Origin of the sequence: Enterobacter sp. DSM 30060 (genome assembly GCF_013375955.1) — a bacterium.
Classification (GTDB): Bacteria; Pseudomonadota; Gammaproteobacteria; order Enterobacterales; family Enterobacteriaceae; genus Enterobacter; species Enterobacter intestinihominis.
Genome location: NZ_CP056118.1, coordinates 3423762 through 3443817, shown reverse-complemented (window position 1 = coordinate 3443817; position 20056 = coordinate 3423762). Strand labels below are relative to the sequence as shown.

Below are 20056 nucleotides of genomic sequence, written 5' to 3'. Positions count from 1 at the left end.
GAACATGTTCGGACTTCCCCACTGGCAGTTGAAATCGACCTCCACAGAAGCAGGCGTGGTCGCGCCGGATGAAAGGCTCCCGCTCGGGCAGACAATGGTGATGGGCGTGCAGCATGCGGTCGCGATGTTTGGTGCGACGGTGCTAATGCCCATGCTGATGGGGCTGGATCCTAACCTCGCCATTTTGATGTCGGGAATGGGTACCCTGCTGTTCTTTTTTGTCACCGGCGGGCGCGTGCCCAGCTATCTGGGCTCCAGCGCCGCCTTTGTGGGAGTCGTTATTGCAGCGACCGGGTTTAACGGTCAGGGCATTAACCCCAACCTGAGCGTGGCCCTCGGCGGCATTATCGCCTGTGGGCTGGTCTACACCCTGACCGGTCTGGTGGTGATGAAAGTCGGCACGCGCTGGATCGAGCGGATGATGCCCCCCGTCGTCACCGGGGCGGTGGTGATGGCGATAGGCCTGAACCTCGCGCCGATTGCGGTGAAGAGCGTATCCGGCTCGCCGTTTGAAAGCTGGATGGCGGTGATTACGGTGCTGTGCATCGGCGTGGTGGCGGTCTTTACGCGTGGGATGATCCAGCGGCTGCTGATCCTGGTCGGGCTGATTGCGGCCTGTCTGATCTACGCGCTGCTGGCGAACGTGTTTGGTCTCGGCAAGCCGGTTGATTTCACACTGATTCACCAGGCCGCCTGGTTCGGCATGCCGCAGGTGACCTCACCCACCTTTAACGCTCAGGCGATGATGCTCATCGCGCCTGTCGCGGTGATTCTGGTGGCTGAAAACCTGGGCCACCTGAAAGCCGTAGCGGGAATGACCGGGCGCAATATGGACCCGTATATGGGGCGGGCGTTTGTGGGAGACGGTCTGGCGACCATGCTCTCCGGCTCGGTCGGCGGCAGCGGCGTGACGACCTACGCGGAAAACATCGGCGTGATGGCAGTGACCAAAGTCTACTCGACGCTGGTCTTCGTGGCGGCGGCGGTGATGGCGATACTGCTCGGCTTTTCCCCAAAATTCGGCGCATTGATCCACACCATCCCGGCACCCGTGATTGGCGGCGCCTCGATTGTTGTATTTGGTCTGATTGCCGTCGCGGGGGCACGCATCTGGGTGCAGAATCATGTTGATCTGAGCCAGAACGGTAACCTGATCATGGTGGCGGTCACGTTGGTGCTGGGCGCAGGCGACTTCGCCCTGACGCTGGGCGGGTTTACGGTGGGCGGGATTGGTACGGCGACCTTCGGCGCGATCCTGCTCAACGCCCTGCTTAGCCGCCGCAAAGGGGATAAAGCGCAAGCGGAAGCCGTCACCCCCTGATCCTGAAATAGCCGGTTGACGCTACGCTTACCCGGCCTACATGCCAATTGTAGGCCCGTGCAAGCGAAGCGCCGCCGGGCAAAACGGACAGCGTGCGCGTTGTTAGCTATCTGCCCCTTGTTCAGTGCCCAACCCGGCAGTCGCCTTACGTCGTTTTTTTAACTTTAACTCGCTCACCAGCACCCCGGCGACAATAAATGCCGCGCCCACCAGCGCCAGCAGCGGCAGACGCTCACCGGCGAGTCGCCCGAAAATACCCGCCCACACCGGTTCACCGGTATAGATGACCGTCGCCCGTGTCGGAGATACGCTGCGCTGCGCCCAGTTCATGGTGACCTGAATAATGGCGCTAAAAACGCCCAGCCCCAGCGCCACGACGATAAGCCCGGTAGACATCGGCGGGACGGACTCCCCTGCCGGCACCATCGTCGCGAACGCCACCAGCGACGCGGTGGCAAGCTGCACGACCGTCACCCGCTTGACGTCCACTTTTCCTGCCCAGGCGCTAATCAAAATAATTTCTGCCGCAATGGCAACGGCCCCCACCAGCGTGATGATCTCTCCCGGCCCCAGCGCCAGCAGATTATTTTCCGGCCCGGCTAATAAAATGAGGCCGATGAACGCCAGCACGATACCAATGCACGACATCAGGCCCGGTATTCTGCCCAGGCACAGCCACTGCAACAGCGGCACCAGCGGTACGTACATGGCGGTGATGAAGGCGGATTTACTGCTGGAGATAGACTGGAGCCCCCACGTTTGCAGGCTATAGCCCATGGCAATCGCCACGCCAATAGCGACACCCGCTTTAAGCTCTCTCAGGGTCAACCCGCGCAGGGTTTTCAGCGAAATAAGCGCCACGGCAACCGCCGCGGTTGCAAAACGCAGCCCTACAAAGAAAAACGGATCGCTCATCGTGACCGCGTACTGAACGGCAAGAAAGGTTCCGCCCCAGAACATGGTGATCAAAATCAGGATGGCTTCCTGAGGCTTAATGGAGAAAGTAAAACGGGAAACGGACATGGGACACCAGCACGAAGAATCAATCCTGTAGTGTGCGATGCCTTTGATTACAGTTCAATGTAGCAGACATAAAAAAACCGCCGGGAAACCCGGCGGCAGAGAGTTAACCCGGCGTACTACTTGTTGCTGCCGTGGCTATTTTTACCCCCTTTTTTGCCAGCCTCTGATGCGCGCTGAGGGTCGTTTTTAAAATTGCCCCCGCTAGACTGGCCACCTTTACGACCTGCTTCTGATGCTCTTTCACGGTCTTCAGCGAAATTACCTGAACCACCACGATGGTTTGCCATCTCTAACCTCCAGAGTGTGAAACATTAGACATCATATTGCATTCAGTAAAAGAGGATTCTTTCACCTCGCGGCTCAAGGACAGTGCCTTTATCTGTGCCGCGTGAAACTAAGCTTAGTGTAATGCGGCTATCCGGCAAGCGAGAGGTAATATTCTGCAACATGATCTCAGCCTTTCGTATGAAATATTGAGGAGGTCATCCATAAGCCATTCTTATATTTTGAAAAATCAGAGCCGCTAAAGTTGTTTCATTTTGCTACAAAGCACATAACGAAAAGATATTGTTATATATCAAATAAATGCCGTTCATTTTTGCAGTCTGGCCGTGATGTCATATCTTTAAAGTAACGCAGCGATCCGCTGTAAGAAAAACCAACGAGGAGTGATGCAAAATGGCAAAAGTTCTGGTGCTCTATTATTCCATGTATGGACACATTGAAACCATGGCTCACGCAGTTGCAGAAGGCGCAAACAGAGTAGACGGCGTTGAGGTTGTGGTTAAACGCGTACCGGAAACCATGCAGGCGGAAGCCTTCGCCAAAGCCGGGGGAAAAACACAAAACGCCCAGGTCGCCACCCCGCAGGAGCTCGCGGACTATGATGCCATTATCTTCGGCACCCCGACCCGCTTCGGCAATATGTCCGGCCAGATGCGCACCTTCCTCGACCAGACGGGCGGGCTCTGGGCCTCCGGCGCGTTATACGGCAAGCTGGCCAGCGTGTTCAGCTCTACCGGCACAGGCGGCGGCCAGGAGCAGACGATCACCTCAACCTGGACTACCCTTGCACATCATGGGATGGTGATTGTGCCGATTGGCTACGGCGCGCAGGAACTGTTTGATGTTTCCCAGGTTCGTGGCGGGACACCGTATGGCGCGACAACCATTGCCGGTGGGGATGGTTCACGTCAGCCAAGCAATGAAGAACTTTCGATCGCCCGCTATCAGGGTGAATACGTCGCGGGTCTTGCCAAAAAACTGAACGGCTAACCCAACAGGAGGACAAGTATGCCAACTCAAGAATCCAAAGCTCACCACGTGGGCGAATGGGCAAGTTTACGCAATACCTCTCCGGAGATTGCAGAAGCCATCTTTGAAGTCGCCAGGTATGACGAAAAGCTGGCTGAGCAGATTTGGGAAGAAGGCAACGATGAAGTGCTGGTTCGCGCTTTCGAAAAAACCGACAAAGACTCGCTGTTCTGGGGCGAGCAAACCATTGAACGTAAAAACGTCTGAATGTTCCCCCCGCCCGCGCGGGGGGTTTTCTTCTATTTCGCCGCGTTGTTCATCACCGCATTGAATTTATCGATCGGACAGAAGCCGTTGCCATCTACCGGACAGCCCTTCAGCTCCAGCGTCACGCGCTGCGCAGGAGATTGCAGCGACAGCACGCTGGCATTACGCAACTGCTCAGAACTCTGGTAGACATACTCAATTTTCATCAGCTCCTGGTTAGTGTTTTTGTCATGCCAGCGCTGGAAGACAATTTTACCGCCAATCGGGGTTCGTTCCTGCTGGTCGTGCAGCTGATACGGCCTGAAATCCAGCGCGGTCAGCAGCGAGGCAATGTTGGAGTCGTGCCCCACCAGCAGGGTAATTTTTGGCGCTTTGGCCTGTTCGGTCACCAGCGCTTTATCAATGTACTTCACCAACGGTTTAGCCACGTTCTGCGCCACGTCCGTCGAGGTAAACAGCGAGTCCTGGTAGCCGTTTTTCAGCTTCGACAGCACGCACCACTGCTGATCGGTTTTGATTTCCCCCCATGCCACCTGGTCTGCCGGGAATCCTTCGTAATACTGTAGGGTGAACGCATCCACCAGCGAGTTACCCACTTTCAGCGGCCCGGAGACGCCCGGCTCTTTTTCATAATCGGCGCTGAACGTATCTTTCGCCTCCGTCAGGGAACAGACTTTTTTCTCCTTGCAGGACGGCGAGTCGCTATAGTTTGTCAGCAGCTCCAGCAGTTTGTAGCTTTCATCCAGCTGCATTTTCTGCCGTTCTGTCTCCATCGCTTTCAGCGCTTTCTCACGAAACTCAGGGGAATTATCGGTAATGACCGGATTGAAGGTGGGGTCCATAGTGCCCATTTTTTCCTGATGATGCACAGGCACATCGCACCCCGGGAACGCGCCGGTGATAAAGAACTGCGCGGTCGCCACGGTGCGCTGGAGGCTGTTGGCGTAGGCATAGACGGTATCCGCTTGCGGGCATTCACCCGTCTTCACCATCCCCTGCTCTGCCAGCCACTCGCGTATATAGTGACCCATATACACTTCCAGTACGCCCCCTTTGGTGGTGAGCTGTCCACCCGGTACGTCCCACTCCGGCCACTGCTTCGGCGTGGACTGCTCCAGCACGCTGCCGTTATTGGCGAGCGGCGCACGCAGGTTGTGGCGGCTCATGATGAGTACCTGTTCCAGCTGATAGCCGTCCGGTGTGTCCTGCGCCTGTGCGCCAAAGGTCACGGCAAGGGTACCTGCCACGGCAACTGCGAGTAGTGCTTTTCTCATCCCTAATTCCTCACACGTTTTTTTAATGTCGCTTTGAGTGTGACAGATTCGTGACAGGTTTTTCGGGAAGCATTTCTCAAACTGATGAATACGTGACTCGCTGATTCAGAGGCTGATGCTGGTGACGATACCGACATACAGCGCCGCCCATGCGCAGGCTGAAAGCAGGCTGATGGCGTAAACCTTTATCGCGCTCAGCCTGAGCATGCCCGCCGCCAGCGGCACGATATAGCGCAGTACCGCCAGGAAACGCGAGGTGAACAACACCAGCACGCCATTTTTATGCAGCTGGTGCTGTACCCGCAAAAACTTCCCGGCATGTTTTGCCGTGAAGCGTGACACTCGCCGGGTATGCCCCATCAGCTGACCGATATGGTAATTCAGCACCGATCCTGCCGTAGCGCCCATCACCACCGCCAGCCACGTCAGCGCCGGATGCATACTCGACTGGCTGACGGCAATCCCCGCCAGCAGCATGACCGATGCGGGCGGGAGCACGGAAGAGATCAGTACCGTTGATTTACTCAGTGCCATAACAACGAGCAACGCGAAGAGATGCGTTGGATAATGCGCAAAATGATCCAGCAGCGTGTCCAGCCATGCCATTTTACTCTCCCCGGTAACATCAGAATTCCCCATTAGAAGTGAAAATAGTTAAATAAAACGTCAACATTCATTCAATAATATTCATTTAAACCATACTTAAACATTATTTAAATTCCTCAGCAGCCATTTTAAATAAGCGTATTATCCCTCACGTTTTACAACGATCTCGTTATGGCGAGGCTCCTGTACAAATACACGTTATCGCTCTGGTGGGTTCGAGAGAACCGGCACAGGGTAAAACAGGCACTGTCGAATCAAGGCTTTGCCAGTATAACTTCCCTTACGGGATACGGTGTACAGTGCTGAACCCAGGACGTGGGGATCTCCTTTCCGACATGCCCTGTCTTGCTCGCCCCTGAGAGATTTTATTATTCAAAGGGAAGTTACAATGTCTTACGCTATTCACAACCAAAATCTGGCTTTTAACGACAGCGCCATCGCGCAATATATGAATACCGATTTTATCGTTATTGATATTTCATTATGCGTGGCTCTGGCACGCGAGCAGTTCTTTGAAAAATTAAAAGATGATGATATTCCGTCACATATTTTTATCGAAGACAACGGTCGCCTCGCGGGTTTGATGGCCGTACGTAAATTATTGCAGGCCACGGATACCGTACAGCCCGTTAAGGGGCTGATGATATCGGATTTTATCCAGCTTAAACCGGAAGATGAGCGGGCTGATGTCGCCGGGTTGCTGGCGCACGCAGGTGCGGATGTCGTACCGGTGGTGACCCACGGCAAGCTGGTGGGCTGCCTTACCGAGCGTGAAATCGCCCATCTGCTGGAAGATGACGTTACTGAAGATGCCCAGCTTCAGGGGGCAACGCTGCCGCTGGAGAAGCCCTATCTGGAAACCAGCGCCTTTAGCCTGTGGAAGAAACGCTCCGTCTGGCTGCTGCTGCTGTTTGTCGCGGAAGCGTATACCAGCTCGGTGATCCAGCATTTTGAAGAGGCGCTGGAATCCGCCATTGCGCTGGCGTTCTTTATTCCGCTGCTGATTGGCACCGGCGGAAACAGCGGGACGCAGATTACCTCGACGCTGGTGCGCGCCATGGCGCTGGGTGAAGTCCACCTTCGCGACGTGGGTCGCGTGCTGCGCAAAGAGATGAGCACCTCGTTAATGATTGCCGCCACGCTGGGCCTGGCGGGCTGCGTTCGTGCCTGGATGATGGGCATTGGGATGGAAATCACGCTTATCGTCAGCCTGACGCTGGTCTGCATTACGCTGTGGAGCGCCATTGTCTCATCGGTGATCCCGATGGTATTGAAACGCTGCAAAATCGACCCGGCGGTCGTTTCCGCGCCGTTTATCGCCACGCTGATCGACGGTACCGGGCTCATTATCTACTTCAAAATCGCACAGTATACGCTGGGGCTGGAATAACGAAAAAACCCTGCGATATTGCTATCGCAGGGTTTTCGAATTTGGCGGAAGCGTAGAGATTCGAACTCTAGAACCCTTTCGGGTCGCCGGTTTTCAAGACCGGTGCCTTCAACCGCTCGGCCACGCTTCCAAAGTGAGGCGCACTATAAACATCTCTGAGCATGATGTAAAGCAGGAAATTGCATTACGTTGAGCTTCTTGCCTCATTCCCTTCCGCTCCGATCACTTATTCGTCATCGGCTGGCTAAAATGTAAACATTTATTTTTACATCACATAAACTTATTAGAATGAAAGTTTGTGATCTAGACTCTTTTTCATACACCGCAGCTTATCCGTGCAACATTGCCACCTCAATATGCCCTTGTAAGACCCTATTCACGCAGGTCACTGCGATAAGAGATTTTCCATGAAATTATTCGATACCGATAACTACAGACTTATTCTCTGGCGTAAATTTCTGCCGTGGCTGATCCAGAACGGTGCGCAAAAAAACAACCCGCATGACTATTTTCTGGTGTACTTAAAAGATGTCGACAATACGCGTTATATTCTGAAGAAGCACGAAAGCAGCAACGTTGTGCTCTGCCCGATGCATAAAAGCGAAGATGTCAGTATGAGCGTGGAAGATATCAGCGAAATGCAGGCTGAAATGATTCACTATAAGCGCAATGGGTTTCAGGCTTACAAAGGCATTATCCCGTTTGCCTTTGACCATTATACGAAAATCATCACCTTAAAAACGGCCCTTGCTCGTCTGAAAGGGCGCTGTATTTCTGGCCTGAAATCTGATTCAGAAACCATCAGCCGGGACCGTTACAACTTGCTCAGGCTGCTGGTGACCGACTACGTCAACCAGCGCCCTTCGCGCGTTTCGTCTGGTTTTACCCAGCGGGAAGTGATCGCCATGCTTTACGGCACACTTTGGTATAAACATATCAAAAATGAGTCGTTTAGCAGAAAAATCGCGCTCTTACTTGAGTCGCTCGTGATCACGGGCGATCTCAGCGAAGAGGGTAAGGTGTACTACGTGCAGGGCCAGGCTATTACCACCATGGTCGAGTATGAAAAAGAGGACCAGCGGGTAACGCATCAGCAAAAAATGCAGAAAAAAATTACGCGTTTTATGTTTGCGATAACGCTATCTACGCTGCTGATTATTCTGGTTCTGCTGTCGATGGCAGGGGTCGTCGACCTCGCCGCTGTCTGGCAGAAAATACTACAGATTAAGCCTCTTAGATTTTTAATGAATTTTATCTAATACCCTGCCCATTAATTATGAATTTTATTTTTATCAGCGATAACTATTACCTTTGCCACGGTGTCTCAAGCTCACTGACATCTACCCATTTGATTCGCGATGAGGAGGATATTCACCATCTTTATGAGGTCGATCCCGAGCTGGATTTTATCATTGCGATTGAACAGGATAAGTTACGCAATAAAACCATTCAGCAGGTCAAAAAAGTCAAGCGTGATTACATTGTCCTGATGCATGAGATAGAAGCCAACAGCGCGGTGAGAATTGATAATATTATCTATTCGTCGATGCATTTTACTGCTCACCCTTTTCAGCAGCTGATGCGTTTTTATCGGGCGCTCAGGACACACTCCTTTACCCGACGCGAATATGACGTGCTAAAGCTTTTCCATATGGAAAATCATGAAATCGCGAAAAAGCTGCAACTGTCACAAAAAACGACCAGCACCTACCGCGTGAGGATCCTCGAGAAATTGAATATGCGTTCAAAAAACATTCTGGCGATGACCCGTATAAAATCGGCGATTGTCGATCAGAAACTGTGATCTTTTGGCTTACCTTGGGAAAACCGGGGCCTCAGGTTTCGCCCTGAGGGGGTTTGGCGGGCGCGGTATACCAGTTCTCTTTGGCAACCATTACGCTGCCCTCTGGCTGCATAACAAAATTCGGAGACATGATCTGCACGTTAAATTCGTTAAACACATCCTGTATCTGGCTATGCAGTTCATTGCGGGCAACCGCGAGGGACTGGTCGGGCAGCAGACGAACCTGCAACTCGTAGGCGATATACCAGTCCATTAACCCTAACTGGCGCACCAGCGGCGGCTCAGAAAGATCAATCCCTTTTGCCCGTTTCGCGGCCAGCTCCAGCATGGCATGCACCTGACGCCATGGGGTGTCATAACCAATAGTGACGCTGACCGTCAGATTGAGGCTGCCATCGGGCTGTAGCGCGCTAAGGTTGGTGATCTTACCGCTCACCACCACCGCATTGGGCACGGTAACGACATAATTTTCCCGGGTAATAATTTTGGTCGCCAGCATGCCTATTTCACTGACCTTACCTTCGTTATCCGCCACCCGAATGACATCGCCTTTACGCAGTGCGCGGGAGTAAATCAGGACCAGACCGCTCATGGCATGGTTCATCACCCCTGCCGAACCCAGCGTTAACATCAGGCCGAAGAAGACGCTAATACCTTTAAACGCCAGTGAGTTTGCGCCGGGCAGAAACGGCCAGGCAGCGGAGAGAGCAAATAGCCAGACGGCGACGGAAATGAGCTTACGGGTAGCCCCCACGGTTTCCGGATGTACGCCGGGAAGTTGCAGACGACCAGCCTCCACCTGATTCAGCACCATCCTCAGAAGCTTCAGAATAAAAGCGGTAATGAGGAAAATGATCAGAACAATAGTCAGCCCCGGCAAAGCCGAGACAATCGCCAGGGCAATTTGCTGCACCACGCGAAGCGACCAGTCTCCCAGCGACGTGCCCCACACCCGCGTCCACGGAAACAGACTGAATGCCCAGCTCAGCCAGACGTAAAAGCCGATTAAACCCAGCAGGAACATCAGCAAGGCGTAAAGCCGAATCTCAATGGCGCCAATGTACCGCCGCCAGCTTTGCGGCACCCGGCTGCGATTCTCCACAATACGCAGACGGTAGACGCGTCGAAACCAGCGCCAGGATCGCCAGGCGCCATAGCAGAGCAGCAAAAGCGCCAGCAGGCCAGCGGCAGCTTTTACCGTCGACAGCGCCAGCCAACCGGTATCGTATTGATCGCGCAGGGCCATTCTCTGCGCTTCCATGCGCGCCAGCACGCGCTGCGCGGCCTGATCGAGGGTGAGATCGTCCCCTTCGTCCAAATCCCCTTCCGTCAGCAGCATCACGGGCTTACCGTTCATCACGATCAGCCGCCCCTGCTGGTTATAGCGGGTCACGGGGACGATAGTGAGCGGCTCACGCACGTCCGCCTCGGTAAAATTGCGCAGGGTGTTGCGGATGCGTAAAACGCGCTCCTCCGGCGTGGTCAGGCCAAATTTCGCCTGAAGCATGACGATCGGCTGATGAAAGATATAGACCGTCCGGGCGCGCTCCTGCTCAGAAGGCGCCTGGCGGGGCTCGGCGGCATACGATGAGAAGGCGCTCAGGGAAGCAAAACAGAACGCAAACGCGAGCAGGATCTTTTTCATCCTCACTACCCCAAATCAGAAATCTTGTTGTTTTTCAGGCAACCCGCGAATGCCAGGTGGGTATGTTGAGAATAGTCCAGCCTTTCGTTTCTGCAACAAGCGACGGTGAGCGTGTTGCTCTCAATCACAATATATGTATTATGTTATAACATAACAATTTGGGATTGTGTTCTATGTTACTTAAAAAAGGGTTATTTCTGGCTTTATTGCTCTCCACGGCGCCTGCCGCTTTCTCAGCAACCTCATGGCCCCTCACGATTGAAAATTGCGGCGTAAAGCAGACCTTTGCGCAGGCTCCTCAGCGCGTCGTGACCGTGGGACAGCATGAAACAGAATTACTGCTCGCACTGGGGCTGGAGAAAAAGATCGCCGCAACGTCGGTCTGGTTCGGCAAGCTCCCGGATCCGCTGGCAGATGCCGGGAAAAATATCCCTCGGCTTGCAGATAATTCCCCCTCATTTGAAGCCGTGGTGGGACAGAAACCTGAGCTCGTTCTCGCGCAGTATCACTGGCACATTGGTCCGCAGGGAGAAGTGGGCACCCGTGAGCAGTTTGCCTCGCTGGGGATTAATACGTGGATCTCTCCTGCCGACTGCACGGATAAAGCGGTGACGGAAAAGTCAAACGCAGACGGAGCACGCAGCGCGCCGTTTTCGCTGGCCGAAATCACACGGGAAGTGACAGATCTGGCGACGATATTTGATGTTTCCGCGCGAGGTGAGCAGCTTAATCATACGCTGACGGAACGTATCAAAAAGGCCCAGGCGCGCGTCTCAGCGAAACCGCTTCGCGTCGTATTCTGGTTCTCAAGTAGCCGTCTGAATGGCGATCCCTGGGTGGCGGGGAATTACGGCGCGCCTGGCTGGATCAGCCGCACGCTGGGGTTGAAGAACATTATTGACTCTCATGACGAATGGCCGGCTGTAACCTGGGAACATATTGCCCAGTCGCAGCCGGACGTGATTGTTATCGCCGGGATGTCCCGCAGGCTCTACCCTGCCGATGACGTTGAGGTAAAAAAAGCATTCTTGCGTAATGACCCGGTGACGAAGAACATGCCTGCGGTCAGGAACAACCACATTATTGTGGTGCCGGCGATGTCGTTAAACCCTTCATTACGTAACGTCGATGCGGTTGAGCTTATCAGCGAGCGGCTGGCTTCTTTCCGGGATGAACAATGAGTCATTTCGCTTTTGACCGCCGCCAGCAAGGTTTACTGGCAGCAGGCGTCATGGCGCTGCCGCTAATGCTGGTTTTTGCCGCCAGTATCGGTGATATGCCGGTGTCGTATGCCAGTACCGGGAAAGCGATCCTCAACGGACTGGGTTTGACCTCTTATGCGTTGCCACAAACGGAGGAGGGTATCGTCTGGCAATATCGCATGAGCCGGGCAGTGATGGCCGCGTGCAGCGGCGGTGGCCTGGCGCTGTGCGGGCTGGTGTTACAGTCGATCCTGCGTAACCCTCTGGCTGAGCCTTATCTGTTGGGGATTTCCGCGGGCGCCTCGCTGGGGGCCGTCTGCGTGATGCTTCTCGGCATGGGGGGAAGCGTGATTGGCGTGAGCAGCGGTGCGTTTGTCGGCTCCTGCGCCGCCTTTGCGCTCATCATGGTGATTACAAACGGGATGAGTGAAAGCCCCTCGCGCATTTTGCTGGCCGGTATTGCGGGCACCCAGCTCTTCAACGCCATGACCGCGTACGTCGTCAGCACGTCCGCCAATGCCGAGCAGTCTCGTAGCGTCATGTTCTGGCTGATGGGGAGTCTGAGCGGCGTGCGCTGGCCTGACGTGCTGCTGGCGCTGGCCGTTACGCTTGCGGGTTTACTGGTGGTATTGCTCTTTTCCCGGGCGCTGGACACCTTCACCTTCGGGGATGAGGTCTCCACCACGCTGGGGATCCCGGTTACCGCCGTGCGTATTGTTTTATTGCTGACCTGTGCCGTTGTCACCGCCACGTTGGTGAGCGCTACAGGCGCAGTGGGGTTTGTCGGGCTGGTCATTCCCCATGTGACGCGCATGCTATGCGGGCCGGGCCATCGCCGCTCGATCCCGCTGACGTTTCTCATCGGCGCCCACTTTATGATCCTTGCCGATATCGTCTCACGCACACTGATCGTGCACCAGGTTCTGCCCATCGGGGTGGTGACTGCGCTGGTGGGCGCCCCCGTCTTTGTGGCGTTGCTTTATCAAAACCGAAAGGAGCATCCATGAATATAACAGTGGCCGGGTTAACCGTAACCCGACAGGCGCAGACGGTGCTTAAGGATATCGATCTCGACCTGCCATCCGGGCAGATTGTCGGCCTGTTAGGGCCAAACGGCTCAGGCAAGTCGACGCTGCTGCGCTGCCTCGCCGGGCTGTTTCCAAGACACAGCGAATGTGTTGCGCTTAATGGCACAACGCTTGGCTTGATGCCGCTGAAAATACGGGCGCAGCACATGGCGTTTGTCCCGCAACATGCTGAGGTCGACGGGGAACTGACCGTTGAGGATATTGTCAGGCTGGGGCGTACGCCCTACCGGAAAACATTCCAGAGAACCACGCGCGACGATGAGGCTGCGGTTGAACAGGCGATTGGCCTGATGCAGTTATGCAGCTTACGCCAGCGGCGATGGCACTCTTTGTCAGGCGGAGAACGACAGCGAAGTCAGATAGCCCGCGCACTGGCCCAGCAGCCGCAGGTGCTGTTGCTCGATGAACCGACAAACCACCTGGACATTCAGCACCAGCTGGAGCTGATGCGGCTCGTTTCACAGCTGCCGCTTACGGTGGTGGTTGCACTGCACGATCTCAATCTTGCGGCCAATTATTGCCAGCGTCTGATCCTCCTGAAGGCCGGGCAGATCGCAGCCACGGGTGCGCCCGAAGCGGTGCTGACGCCCTCGAACATCGCGGATACCTGGTGCGTAAAAGCTCAGGTCTGTAAGGCCGACGCCGGGATCACGATAAGCTATAACATGGGTAACATGGCGGAGAGCCAGAACAAAAGCAAAAACCCCTGCGATATTGCTATCGCAGGGGTTTCGAATTTGGCGGAAGCGTAGAGATTCGAACTCTAGAACCCTTTCGGGTCGCCGGTTTTCAAGACCGGTGCCTTCAACCGCTCGGCCACGCTTCCTAAGTGAGGCGAACTATAAACACCTCACCGCGCGCTGTAAAGGGTGCGCGCATTCGTTCGCTTTAAAAATAGCCAAAATGCGTTTAATCGGTTGAATAGACAACAGATTGGCCGTTTTACCAGCATAATATCCACCGCGGATCGTTAGTGCTTTTTGATGTACATATCTTTGGTGTAGTAGTAGCCAAGCTTATCCGGCGTGAAGCCCCCTACCCACGGTTTCACCAGGTGCGTGCGCACGTAGTGATAGACAGGGATCGCCGGCACATCGCGCCCCAGCAGATCTTCTGCCTGCTGGTAGAACTTACCGCGCTCCTCCGCCGTTTTCGCCTTCGCCGCATTCACCAGAGCCAGATCGTATTCCGGATTGCTGTACTGAGTGGTGTTTTGGCTGTCACCGGTACGGAAGTTATTCAGGAAGGTTGCGGCGTCATCGTAATCAGCAATCCAGGCGTAGCGCACCGCGTCAAAGTTATGGGTGTGCATGGTATCAAGCATGGTTTTCCACTCCTGGTTTTGCAGCTTCGCCTCTACGCCGAGGTTCTTCTTCCACATCGAGCTGGCGGCAATCGCAATACGCTGGTGCGATTCCGAGGTGTTATAGAGGAGATTAAAGCTGAGCGGATGGCTGTCGTTAAATCCGGCTTCGGCCAGCAGTTTTTTCGCCTCGGCAATGCGTTTATCCATCGGCCAGCTAGCGTAATCAGGGTTCTGTAACTTGACGCCGCCAATATCCGGCTGGCTGATGAGCCATGCCGGGCGTTGCCCCTGCCCTAAAACTTTCCCGGCGATAATATCTTTATCCAGCGCCAGATTCAGCGCCTTACGCACGCGGGCGTCGCTGAACGGCGGCCGGGTGGTGTTGAATTCGTAATAATAGGTGGCAAGCTGCGGCGATACGTCCAGCTCGTTCCCCAGCGTTTTCTTCAGCTGAGCAAACTGGTTGATCGGCACCGTGTAGGCGATGTCGATTTCGCCCGCTTTGTAGCGGTTGACGTCAGCGGCTTCGGAGGAAATGGGCAGATAGGTCACCTTGTTGATGACGGTATGTGCGTTATCCCAGTATTTCGGGTTTCGCACCGCCACAATGCGTTCGTTCACCACCCACTGTGACAGTTTATAGGCCCCGCTGCTGACGAAGTGCTCCGGTTTGGTCCACTTATCACCGAAACGACCTACCAGGACTTTATCTATCGGCACCAGAGACGGGTGAGCCAGCATCGCCAGGAAAGCAGCATTTGGCTGGGTGAGCGTCACTTCCAGCGTGGTGTCATTGATGGCTTTCACGCCCAGCGACTCGGGTGCTTTTTTGCCTTCTGCGATATCAGTGCCGTTGACGATACGCATACTGCCGGGATAGCTGGCATACGGAGAGACGGTTTTCGGGTCGACCAGTCGCTGCCAGCTCCAGACAATATCTTCCGCGGTGATGGGGGTGCCATCGCTCCAGGTTATGCCCGGGCGCAGATGGAAAGTCCAGACGGTGTTATCTTTATTTTCCCATTTCTCCGCCAGGCGCGGCTGGATTTCACCTGCCGGAGAGACGCTGACCAGCCCGTCGAATAAATCGCTGATAATATTGAATTCGACATCGCTTTCGACTTTATGCGGGTCGAGCGAGGCGGGTTCACTGCCGTTGTTCCTTACCAGTTCCTGCTTATCTGCCAGCTGGGTTCCTGCCGGCACGTTAGCCGCCCAGGTTGCCGTGCTGGCGCACAGGACCCCTGCGGTTAACAAAGAGAGCGTAAAGTGCATGCGTGTTTGTGGTTTCATTTCCTTCGCCTTATTGTCTGTTTTTATGACGATCCGGAAATAACTCTTAGCGGCCTTAGGGAAATAACGCAATATTTTTCAGTGACCTATAAGAGGTTGATCTGAATACGCCTTGCATACCGCACTTCATTCTGAGTACAAAGGCTTTACCAGAATAAAAAACCAGCATAATCCCTAAGGGGCTGAGTAAAGATGGGTAAAACCACTTTGCGTCTGCCGCGCCGTTTCCTATTCTTTGCGCTAATTACATCTGTCATAAGAGAGTGACTCATGGATCGTATAATTACTTCTTCACGCGACCGCACATCGCTACTCAGCACCCATAAGGTGCTTCGCAATACCTATTTCATGCTCAGCCTGACGCTGGCGTTTTCGGCGATCACCGCGACGGCCAGCACCGTACTGATGCTGCCTTCTCCGGGCCTGATCCTGACGCTGGTGGGTATGTATGGTCTGATGTTCCTGACCTATAAAACCGCGGATAAACCGGTGGGTATTCTCTCCGCTTTCGCCTTCACCGGCTTCCTGGGCTACATCCTGGGGCCAATCCTGAACGCCTATCTGTCTGCCGGAATGGGCGACGTGATTGGTATGGCGCTGGGCGGTACCGCGCTGGTGTTCTTCTGCTGCTCGGCCTACGTGCTGACCACCCGTAAGGACATGTCCTTCCTCGGCGGTATGCTGATGGCGGGTATCGTGATTGTGCTGGTCGGTATGCTGGCGAACATCTTCCTGCAATTGCCTGCTCTGCATCTGGCAATCAGCGCGGTGTTTATCCTGATTTCATCCGGCGCAATCCTGTATGAAACCAGCAACATCATTCACGGCGGTGAGACGAACTATATCCGCGCCACCGTGAGCCTGTATGTGTCGCTGTACAATATTTTTGTCAGCCTGCTGAGTATCCTGGGCTTCGCCAGCCGCGATTAACTCACCGTGCTGTGAACAAAGCCCCGCTTATGCGGGGCTTTGTTTTTTTGGTAGACTGAGGCGGTTTTTGACAAACGCGTGAATGAATATGTTGAGTTTTGAAGGCAAAGAGATCGAAACCGATAACGACGGTTATCTGAAAGAGAGCAGCCAGTGGAGCGAAGCGCTGGCGGAGAAAATTGCGGAAAACGAAGGAATTACCCTCTCCCCGGAACACTGGGAAGTGGTGCGCTTTGTGCGCGAATTCTACCTCGAATTCAACACCTCTCCGGCTATCCGCATGCTGGTCAAAGCCATGGCGAATAAATTTGGCGAAGAGAAAGGCAACAGCCGTTATCTGTATCGCCTGTTTCCGAAAGGCCCGGCTAAACAGGCGACAAAAATTGCCGGCCTGCCAAAGCCGGTAAAATGCATTTAATAGCGAATACTGAAGTCAGCGTATTCCCGGCCGGGTTGATGCGGTTCCGTTAGCACCTTATCAACCCGCGCGCTGCGCGGTCCGCCCGCTTTCAGCCACGCCACCAGCTTCTCTACCCGATCCGCCTCACCGCAGGCCACAACCTCCACGCTGCCATCATCCATGTTACGCGCATACCCCGTCAGTCCGAGCTGAAGGGCTTCGCGCTGGGTGCTGTAGCGGAATCCGACGCCCTGTACAAGGCCATGGACCCAGGCAATGGTGCATACATTTGACATCATCCTTCTCCTTATCCGACTGGCGCGTTGCATTTCCTCGCTGAAGTCGGGAAAATGGCGGCCATTTCATTGGAATCGACAGAATAGCAAATTATGAGTGTACGTTTAGTGTTAGCCAAAGGGCGCGAGAAGTCATTACTGCGCCGCCATCCCTGGGTCTTTTCCGGCGCGGTTGCCCGCATGGAAGGTAAAGCCAGCCTCGGTGAAACCATCGATATTGTTGACCATCAGGGGAAATGGTTAGCACGCGGCGCATACTCGCCTGCATCTCAGATCCGCGCGCGCGTCTGGACGTTCGATAAAGAAGAAGCCATCGATATCGACTTCTTTGTCCGTCGTCTGCAACAGGCGCAGCAGTGGCGCGAGTGGCTGGCAAAGCGTGACGGGCTGGACAGCTATCGTCTGATTGCCGGTGAATCCGACGGGCTGCCGGGCGTGACCATTGACCGCTTCGGCAATTTCCTGGTGTTGCAGCTGCTGAGCGCCGGGGCGGAATACCAGCGTGCTGCGCTAATTAGCGCCCTGCAAACCCTGTTCCCGGAATGTGCCATTTACGACCGCAGCGACGTGGCGGTACGTAAAAAAGAGGGCATGGAGCTGACCCAGGGCCCGGTCACCGGCGAACTGCCGCCTGCCCTGCTGCCTATCGAGGAGCACGGCATGAAGTTGCTGGTGGATATCCAGGGCGGCCATAAGACCGGTTATTACCTCGACCAGCGTGACAGCCGTCTGGCAACGCGCCAGTACGTTGCCGATAAGCGCGTGCTGAACTGCTTCTCCTATACCGGCGGCTTTGCGGTCTCTGCCCTGATGGGCGGCTGTGCCCAGGTTGTGAGCGTCGACACCTCACAGGAAGCGCTGGATGTGGCGAAACAGAACGTTGAGCTGAACAAGCTGGATCTGAGCAAAGCGGAGTTTGTGCGCGACGACGTGTTCAAACTGCTGCGTAAATACCGCGACCAGGGCGAGAAATTTGACGTTATCGTGATGGACCCGCCGAAGTTCGTAGAAAATAAAAGCCAGCTGATGGGCGCCTGCCGTGGCTATAAAGACATCAACATGCTGGCGATCCAGCTGCTGAACCCGGGTGGCGTGCTGCTGACGTTCTCCTGCTCTGGCCTGATGACGACAGATTTATTCCAAAAAATCATCGCCGATGCCGCAATAGATGCGGGTCGTGATGTACAATTTATAGAGCAGTTCCGTCAGGCCGCCGATCACCCGGTGATCGCTACCTACCCGGAAGGGCTGTATCTGAAAGGGTTTGCCTGTCGCGTCATGTAACTTGAAAAGAGAAATATTGCCCGCACATAGTGTGTATGTAATGTTTCCCGGGAGGTGACTATGATTGCCAGCAAATTCGGTATCGGCCAGCAGGTCCGCCACACCTTGCTTGGATATTTGGGTGTGGTCGTGGATATCGACCCGGAGTATTCCCTTGATGAACCGTCAGCAGACGATCTGGCCGTTGACGCAGAGCTTCGCGCCGCGCCCTGGTATCATGTGGTTATGGAGGGCGACGATGGTCAGCCTGTCCATACCTATCTTGCCGAAGCGCAGCTGAGTGGTGAACTACAGGATGAGCATCCGGAACAACCCACTATGGACGAGCTTGCTCAGACCATCCGCAAACAGTTACAGGCGCCAAGACTGCGTAACTAAAGGTGTAAAAAAGCCCGTCAAGCGGGCTTTTTTTATTTTGCCAGCCCCAGACGGGGGATGTCGATTGCCGGACAGCGATCCATCACCACCTTCAGCCCGGCATCGCGTGCCAGCACGGCCGCCTGCTCATTAATCACGCCCAGCTGCATCCACAGCGTTTTCGCGCCAATGGCGATCGCTTCCTGCGCCACGCCCCAGGCCGCCTCTGAATTACGGAAAACGTCCACCATATCCACCTTTTCCGGCACGTCCGCGAGCGTCGCATAGCCCTGCTGACCCAGCAGCGTTTTCCCCGCCACCTTCGGCGAGACCGGGATCACGTGATATCCCTGGTCCAGAAGGTATTTCATGACCCGATAGCTTGGGCGATCCGGTTTATCGCTGGCGCCGACCAGCGCGATAGTGCGCGTGGACGTCAGAATCTCGACAATGTCGTTCTCTTTCATGCTGTTCCTCCTGGTTTTTCTCAAAGTGTACGTCAAAGCGGACATCTCAACCACGCATCCCATACAGAAGTATGAGGGCAAAACGGCAAAATATGTCTATATGTTAGTAAACGTGTTTATCGAAAAATTTTGATACATTCTTACCAGGTAGTTTGTCTACAGGAGTCTGCTATGAAAACCGGCATTGCCTGGGCTGTGGTTGCATTAATCATGCCGGTTTGTGTTTTCGCAACCACCCTCAGACTCTCAACCGACATTGACCTGCTGGTGCTGGACGGAAAAAAAGTCTCCAGCTCCCTGCTGCGGGGCGCAGACAGCATCGAGCTGGATAATGGCCCGCATCAGGTGGTTTTTCGGGTTGAAAAGACGATTCGCCTCGCCGACAACGAACAGCAGGTGTACATTTCGCCTCCGCTGGTGGTCAGCTTTAATACCCAACGCATCAGCCAGGTCAATTTTCGTCTCCCGCACCTTGAGACAGAAAAAGAGTCACTGGCATTTGATGCCTCACCGCGCATTGAGCTGGTGGACGGGGATTCTATGCCCATCCCGGTAAAGCTGGATATCCTGGCGCTGACAAAAAGGCCAAAAGGAACAGATTACGAAGCGGACACGGAGATCTATAACAGAGCCAGCAGGCGCGCCTCCCTGCCCCAGTTCGCCACCATGATGGCGGATGACAGTACCCTGCTTTCGGGCGTATCGGAGCTGGATGTACTCCCTCCTCAGTCGCAGACCCTTACTGAGCAACGCCTCAAATTCTGGTTCCAGAATGCCGATCCGGACACGCGCGCCCGTTTTCTGCAATGGGCGAAACGACAACCTTCGTCGTAAGCCACATTTTTTCGT

At 54.6% G+C, this 20056-nt stretch carries 22 protein-coding genes, 2 tRNA genes and 1 riboswitch; of the genes, 14 read left to right on the top strand and 10 right to left on the bottom strand.

Annotated features, from left to right (window positions below; translation table 11 throughout):
* The first annotated feature begins 4 nt into the window (after positions 1–4).
* Positions 5–1321 carry a pyrimidine utilization transport protein G gene (rutG, locus tag HWQ15_RS16285; RefSeq protein ID WP_063149022.1) on the top strand — a complete coding sequence of 439 codons (1317 nt, stop codon included), beginning with the start codon at positions 5–7 and terminating at the stop codon, positions 1319–1321.
* A gap of 102 nt (positions 1322–1423) precedes the next feature.
* Here the strand turns inward: rutG and HWQ15_RS16280 are convergent, their stop codons facing one another.
* Entirely contained in the window at positions 1424–2344 is a 921-nt protein-coding gene (locus HWQ15_RS16280) for a DMT family transporter (protein WP_063149023.1), read from the bottom strand.
* 116 nt (positions 2345–2460) lie between these two features.
* Entirely contained in the window at positions 2461–2631 is a 171-nt protein-coding gene (locus HWQ15_RS16275; RefSeq protein ID WP_001273664.1) for a general stress protein, read from the bottom strand.
* Positions 2632–3022: 391 nt separating this feature from the next.
* On the opposite strand from HWQ15_RS16275, the gene wrbA reads away from it, so the two are divergent.
* The gene (wrbA, locus tag HWQ15_RS16270; protein WP_022647675.1) at positions 3023–3619 is read left to right on the top strand and encodes an NAD(P)H:quinone oxidoreductase; all 597 of its coding nucleotides are present in this window, start codon (positions 3023–3025) and stop codon (positions 3617–3619) included.
* An 18-nt stretch (positions 3620–3637) separates the two neighbouring features.
* Positions 3638–3865, top strand: a complete 228-nt coding sequence (locus HWQ15_RS16265) for a YccJ family protein (protein ID WP_022647674.1) — start codon at positions 3638–3640, stop codon at positions 3863–3865.
* 32 nt (positions 3866–3897) lie between these two features.
* On the opposite strand, the gene agp is transcribed toward HWQ15_RS16265, so the two are convergent.
* A complete protein-coding gene (gene agp / locus HWQ15_RS16260) occupies positions 3898–5139 on the bottom strand; it encodes a bifunctional glucose-1-phosphatase/inositol phosphatase (protein WP_063216023.1) in 1242 nt (413 codons plus the stop codon).
* A gap of 105 nt (positions 5140–5244) precedes the next feature.
* Positions 5245–5745 (bottom strand): DedA family protein, encoded by a 501-nt coding sequence (locus HWQ15_RS16255; RefSeq protein ID WP_022647672.1) that lies wholly within the window; start codon positions 5743–5745, stop codon positions 5245–5247.
* A 158-nt stretch (positions 5746–5903) separates the two neighbouring features.
* Positions 5904–6073: riboswitch (M-box (ykoK) riboswitch) on the top strand.
* A 60-nt stretch (positions 6074–6133) separates the two neighbouring features.
* Between HWQ15_RS16255 and HWQ15_RS16250 the strand changes: the two genes are divergently transcribed.
* The gene (locus tag HWQ15_RS16250) at positions 6134–7135 is read left to right on the top strand and encodes a magnesium transporter (protein WP_063149025.1); all 1002 of its coding nucleotides are present in this window, start codon (positions 6134–6136) and stop codon (positions 7133–7135) included.
* Positions 7136–7177: 42 nt separating this feature from the next.
* On the opposite strand, the gene HWQ15_RS16245 is transcribed toward HWQ15_RS16250, so the two are convergent.
* Positions 7178–7265, bottom strand: a tRNA-Ser gene (locus HWQ15_RS16245).
* Between the two features lie 277 nt (positions 7266–7542).
* Between HWQ15_RS16245 and HWQ15_RS16240 the strand changes: the two genes are divergently transcribed.
* Together HWQ15_RS16240 and HWQ15_RS16235 are read left to right on the top strand one after the other, a co-directional pair.
* Complete coding sequence (locus HWQ15_RS16240) at positions 7543–8394, top strand: hypothetical protein (protein ID WP_051979819.1); 852 nt, start codon at positions 7543–7545, stop codon at positions 8392–8394.
* Positions 8395–8411: 17 nt separating this feature from the next.
* Positions 8412–8939, top strand: coding sequence for a helix-turn-helix transcriptional regulator (locus HWQ15_RS16235; protein ID WP_023305829.1), 528 nt, complete (start codon positions 8412–8414; stop codon positions 8937–8939).
* Between the two features lie 31 nt (positions 8940–8970).
* Here the strand turns inward: HWQ15_RS16235 and HWQ15_RS16230 are convergent, their stop codons facing one another.
* Positions 8971–10584: a mechanosensitive ion channel family protein gene (locus HWQ15_RS16230; RefSeq protein WP_023299754.1), complete on the bottom strand. Its 1614-nt coding sequence runs from the start codon at positions 10582–10584 to the stop codon at positions 8971–8973.
* Between the two features lie 173 nt (positions 10585–10757).
* On the opposite strand from HWQ15_RS16230, the gene HWQ15_RS16225 reads away from it, so the two are divergent.
* Genes HWQ15_RS16225 through HWQ15_RS16215 form a run of 3 tightly spaced genes read left to right on the top strand, consistent with a single transcriptional unit; the run spans position 10758 to position 13626 of the window.
* Positions 10758–11765 (top strand): ABC transporter substrate-binding protein, encoded by a 1008-nt coding sequence (locus tag HWQ15_RS16225; RefSeq protein ID WP_038415794.1) that lies wholly within the window; start codon positions 10758–10760, stop codon positions 11763–11765.
* Positions 11762–12793, top strand: coding sequence for an iron ABC transporter permease (locus tag HWQ15_RS16220; RefSeq protein WP_063149026.1), 1032 nt, complete (start codon positions 11762–11764; stop codon positions 12791–12793). The genes HWQ15_RS16225 and HWQ15_RS16220 overlap by 4 nt, the downstream gene beginning before the upstream one ends.
* Positions 12790–13626, top strand: a complete 837-nt coding sequence (locus HWQ15_RS16215; RefSeq protein WP_226859875.1) for an ABC transporter ATP-binding protein — start codon at positions 12790–12792, stop codon at positions 13624–13626. Before HWQ15_RS16220 ends, HWQ15_RS16215 begins: the two co-directional genes overlap by 4 nt.
* Here HWQ15_RS16215 and HWQ15_RS16210 read toward each other — a convergent pair.
* A tRNA-Ser gene (locus HWQ15_RS16210) sits at positions 13613–13700 on the bottom strand. The two genes, HWQ15_RS16215 and HWQ15_RS16210, sit on opposite strands and share 14 nt — an antisense overlap.
* A 144-nt stretch (positions 13701–13844) precedes the next feature.
* Positions 13845–15473 (bottom strand): ABC transporter substrate-binding protein, encoded by a 1629-nt coding sequence (locus HWQ15_RS16205; protein WP_022647664.1) that lies wholly within the window; start codon positions 15471–15473, stop codon positions 13845–13847.
* A gap of 270 nt (positions 15474–15743) precedes the next feature.
* Between HWQ15_RS16205 and yccA the strand changes: the two genes are divergently transcribed.
* Together yccA and tusE are read left to right on the top strand one after the other, a co-directional pair.
* Positions 15744–16403 (top strand): FtsH protease modulator YccA, encoded by a 660-nt coding sequence (yccA, locus tag HWQ15_RS16200; RefSeq protein ID WP_003858127.1) that lies wholly within the window; start codon positions 15744–15746, stop codon positions 16401–16403.
* A gap of 88 nt (positions 16404–16491) precedes the next feature.
* Entirely contained in the window at positions 16492–16821 is a 330-nt protein-coding gene (tusE, locus tag HWQ15_RS16195; protein WP_003858129.1) for a sulfurtransferase TusE, read from the top strand.
* Here tusE and yccX read toward each other — a convergent pair.
* Positions 16818–17099: an acylphosphatase gene (gene yccX / locus HWQ15_RS16190; RefSeq protein WP_003858131.1), complete on the bottom strand. Its 282-nt coding sequence runs from the start codon at positions 17097–17099 to the stop codon at positions 16818–16820. The genes tusE and yccX overlap by 4 nt on opposite strands.
* Before the next feature lie 93 nt (positions 17100–17192).
* Between yccX and rlmI the strand changes: the two genes are divergently transcribed.
* Positions 17193–18383: a 23S rRNA (cytosine(1962)-C(5))-methyltransferase RlmI gene (gene rlmI / locus HWQ15_RS16185; RefSeq protein WP_023299749.1), complete on the top strand. Its 1191-nt coding sequence runs from the start codon at positions 17193–17195 to the stop codon at positions 18381–18383.
* 60 nt (positions 18384–18443) lie between these two features.
* Positions 18444–18761 (top strand): heat shock protein HspQ, encoded by a 318-nt coding sequence (hspQ, locus tag HWQ15_RS16180; RefSeq protein WP_003858136.1) that lies wholly within the window; start codon positions 18444–18446, stop codon positions 18759–18761.
* Positions 18762–18793: 32 nt separating this feature from the next.
* Here the strand turns inward: hspQ and HWQ15_RS16175 are convergent, their stop codons facing one another.
* Positions 18794–19207 carry a CoA-binding protein gene (locus HWQ15_RS16175; protein ID WP_006809337.1) on the bottom strand — a complete coding sequence of 138 codons (414 nt, stop codon included), beginning with the start codon at positions 19205–19207 and terminating at the stop codon, positions 18794–18796.
* A 171-nt stretch (positions 19208–19378) separates the two neighbouring features.
* On the opposite strand from HWQ15_RS16175, the gene HWQ15_RS16170 reads away from it, so the two are divergent.
* Positions 19379–20041, top strand: coding sequence for a DUF2057 family protein (locus HWQ15_RS16170; RefSeq protein ID WP_023305822.1), 663 nt, complete (start codon positions 19379–19381; stop codon positions 20039–20041).
* Positions 20042–20056 lie beyond the last annotated feature (15 nt).

What these genes read in the sequence shown, in the direction of transcription:
- rutG (WP_063149022.1), top strand. Translation starts at nt 5, where the DNA reads ATGTTCGGACTTCCCCACTGGCAGTTGAAATCGACCTCCACAGAAGCA.
- HWQ15_RS16280 (WP_063149023.1), bottom strand. Translation starts at nt 2,344, where the DNA reads ATGTCCGTTTCCCGTTTTACTTTCTCCATTAAGCCTCAGGAAGCCATC.
- HWQ15_RS16275 (WP_001273664.1), bottom strand. Translation starts at nt 2,631, where the DNA reads ATGGCAAACCATCGTGGTGGTTCAGGTAATTTCGCTGAAGACCGTGAA.
- wrbA (WP_022647675.1), top strand. Translation starts at nt 3,023, where the DNA reads ATGGCAAAAGTTCTGGTGCTCTATTATTCCATGTATGGACACATTGAA.
- HWQ15_RS16265 (WP_022647674.1), top strand. Translation starts at nt 3,638, where the DNA reads ATGCCAACTCAAGAATCCAAAGCTCACCACGTGGGCGAATGGGCAAGT.
- agp (WP_063216023.1), bottom strand. Translation starts at nt 5,139, where the DNA reads ATGAGAAAAGCACTACTCGCAGTTGCCGTGGCAGGTACCCTTGCCGTG.
- HWQ15_RS16255 (WP_022647672.1), bottom strand. Translation starts at nt 5,745, where the DNA reads ATGGCATGGCTGGACACGCTGCTGGATCATTTTGCGCATTATCCAACG.
- HWQ15_RS16250 (WP_063149025.1), top strand. Translation starts at nt 6,134, where the DNA reads ATGTCTTACGCTATTCACAACCAAAATCTGGCTTTTAACGACAGCGCC.
- HWQ15_RS16240 (WP_051979819.1), top strand. Translation starts at nt 7,543, where the DNA reads ATGAAATTATTCGATACCGATAACTACAGACTTATTCTCTGGCGTAAA.
- HWQ15_RS16235 (WP_023305829.1), top strand. Translation starts at nt 8,412, where the DNA reads ATGAATTTTATTTTTATCAGCGATAACTATTACCTTTGCCACGGTGTC.
- HWQ15_RS16230 (WP_023299754.1), bottom strand. Translation starts at nt 10,584, where the DNA reads ATGAAAAAGATCCTGCTCGCGTTTGCGTTCTGTTTTGCTTCCCTGAGC.
- HWQ15_RS16225 (WP_038415794.1), top strand. Translation starts at nt 10,758, where the DNA reads ATGTTACTTAAAAAAGGGTTATTTCTGGCTTTATTGCTCTCCACGGCG.
- HWQ15_RS16220 (WP_063149026.1), top strand. Translation starts at nt 11,762, where the DNA reads ATGAGTCATTTCGCTTTTGACCGCCGCCAGCAAGGTTTACTGGCAGCA.
- HWQ15_RS16215 (WP_226859875.1), top strand. Translation starts at nt 12,790, where the DNA reads ATGAATATAACAGTGGCCGGGTTAACCGTAACCCGACAGGCGCAGACG.
- HWQ15_RS16205 (WP_022647664.1), bottom strand. Translation starts at nt 15,473, where the DNA reads ATGAAACCACAAACACGCATGCACTTTACGCTCTCTTTGTTAACCGCA.
- yccA (WP_003858127.1), top strand. Translation starts at nt 15,744, where the DNA reads ATGGATCGTATAATTACTTCTTCACGCGACCGCACATCGCTACTCAGC.
- tusE (WP_003858129.1), top strand. Translation starts at nt 16,492, where the DNA reads ATGTTGAGTTTTGAAGGCAAAGAGATCGAAACCGATAACGACGGTTAT.
- yccX (WP_003858131.1), bottom strand. Translation starts at nt 17,099, where the DNA reads ATGTCAAATGTATGCACCATTGCCTGGGTCCATGGCCTTGTACAGGGC.
- rlmI (WP_023299749.1), top strand. Translation starts at nt 17,193, where the DNA reads ATGAGTGTACGTTTAGTGTTAGCCAAAGGGCGCGAGAAGTCATTACTG.
- hspQ (WP_003858136.1), top strand. Translation starts at nt 18,444, where the DNA reads ATGATTGCCAGCAAATTCGGTATCGGCCAGCAGGTCCGCCACACCTTG.
- HWQ15_RS16175 (WP_006809337.1), bottom strand. Translation starts at nt 19,207, where the DNA reads ATGAAAGAGAACGACATTGTCGAGATTCTGACGTCCACGCGCACTATC.
- HWQ15_RS16170 (WP_023305822.1), top strand. Translation starts at nt 19,379, where the DNA reads ATGAAAACCGGCATTGCCTGGGCTGTGGTTGCATTAATCATGCCGGTT.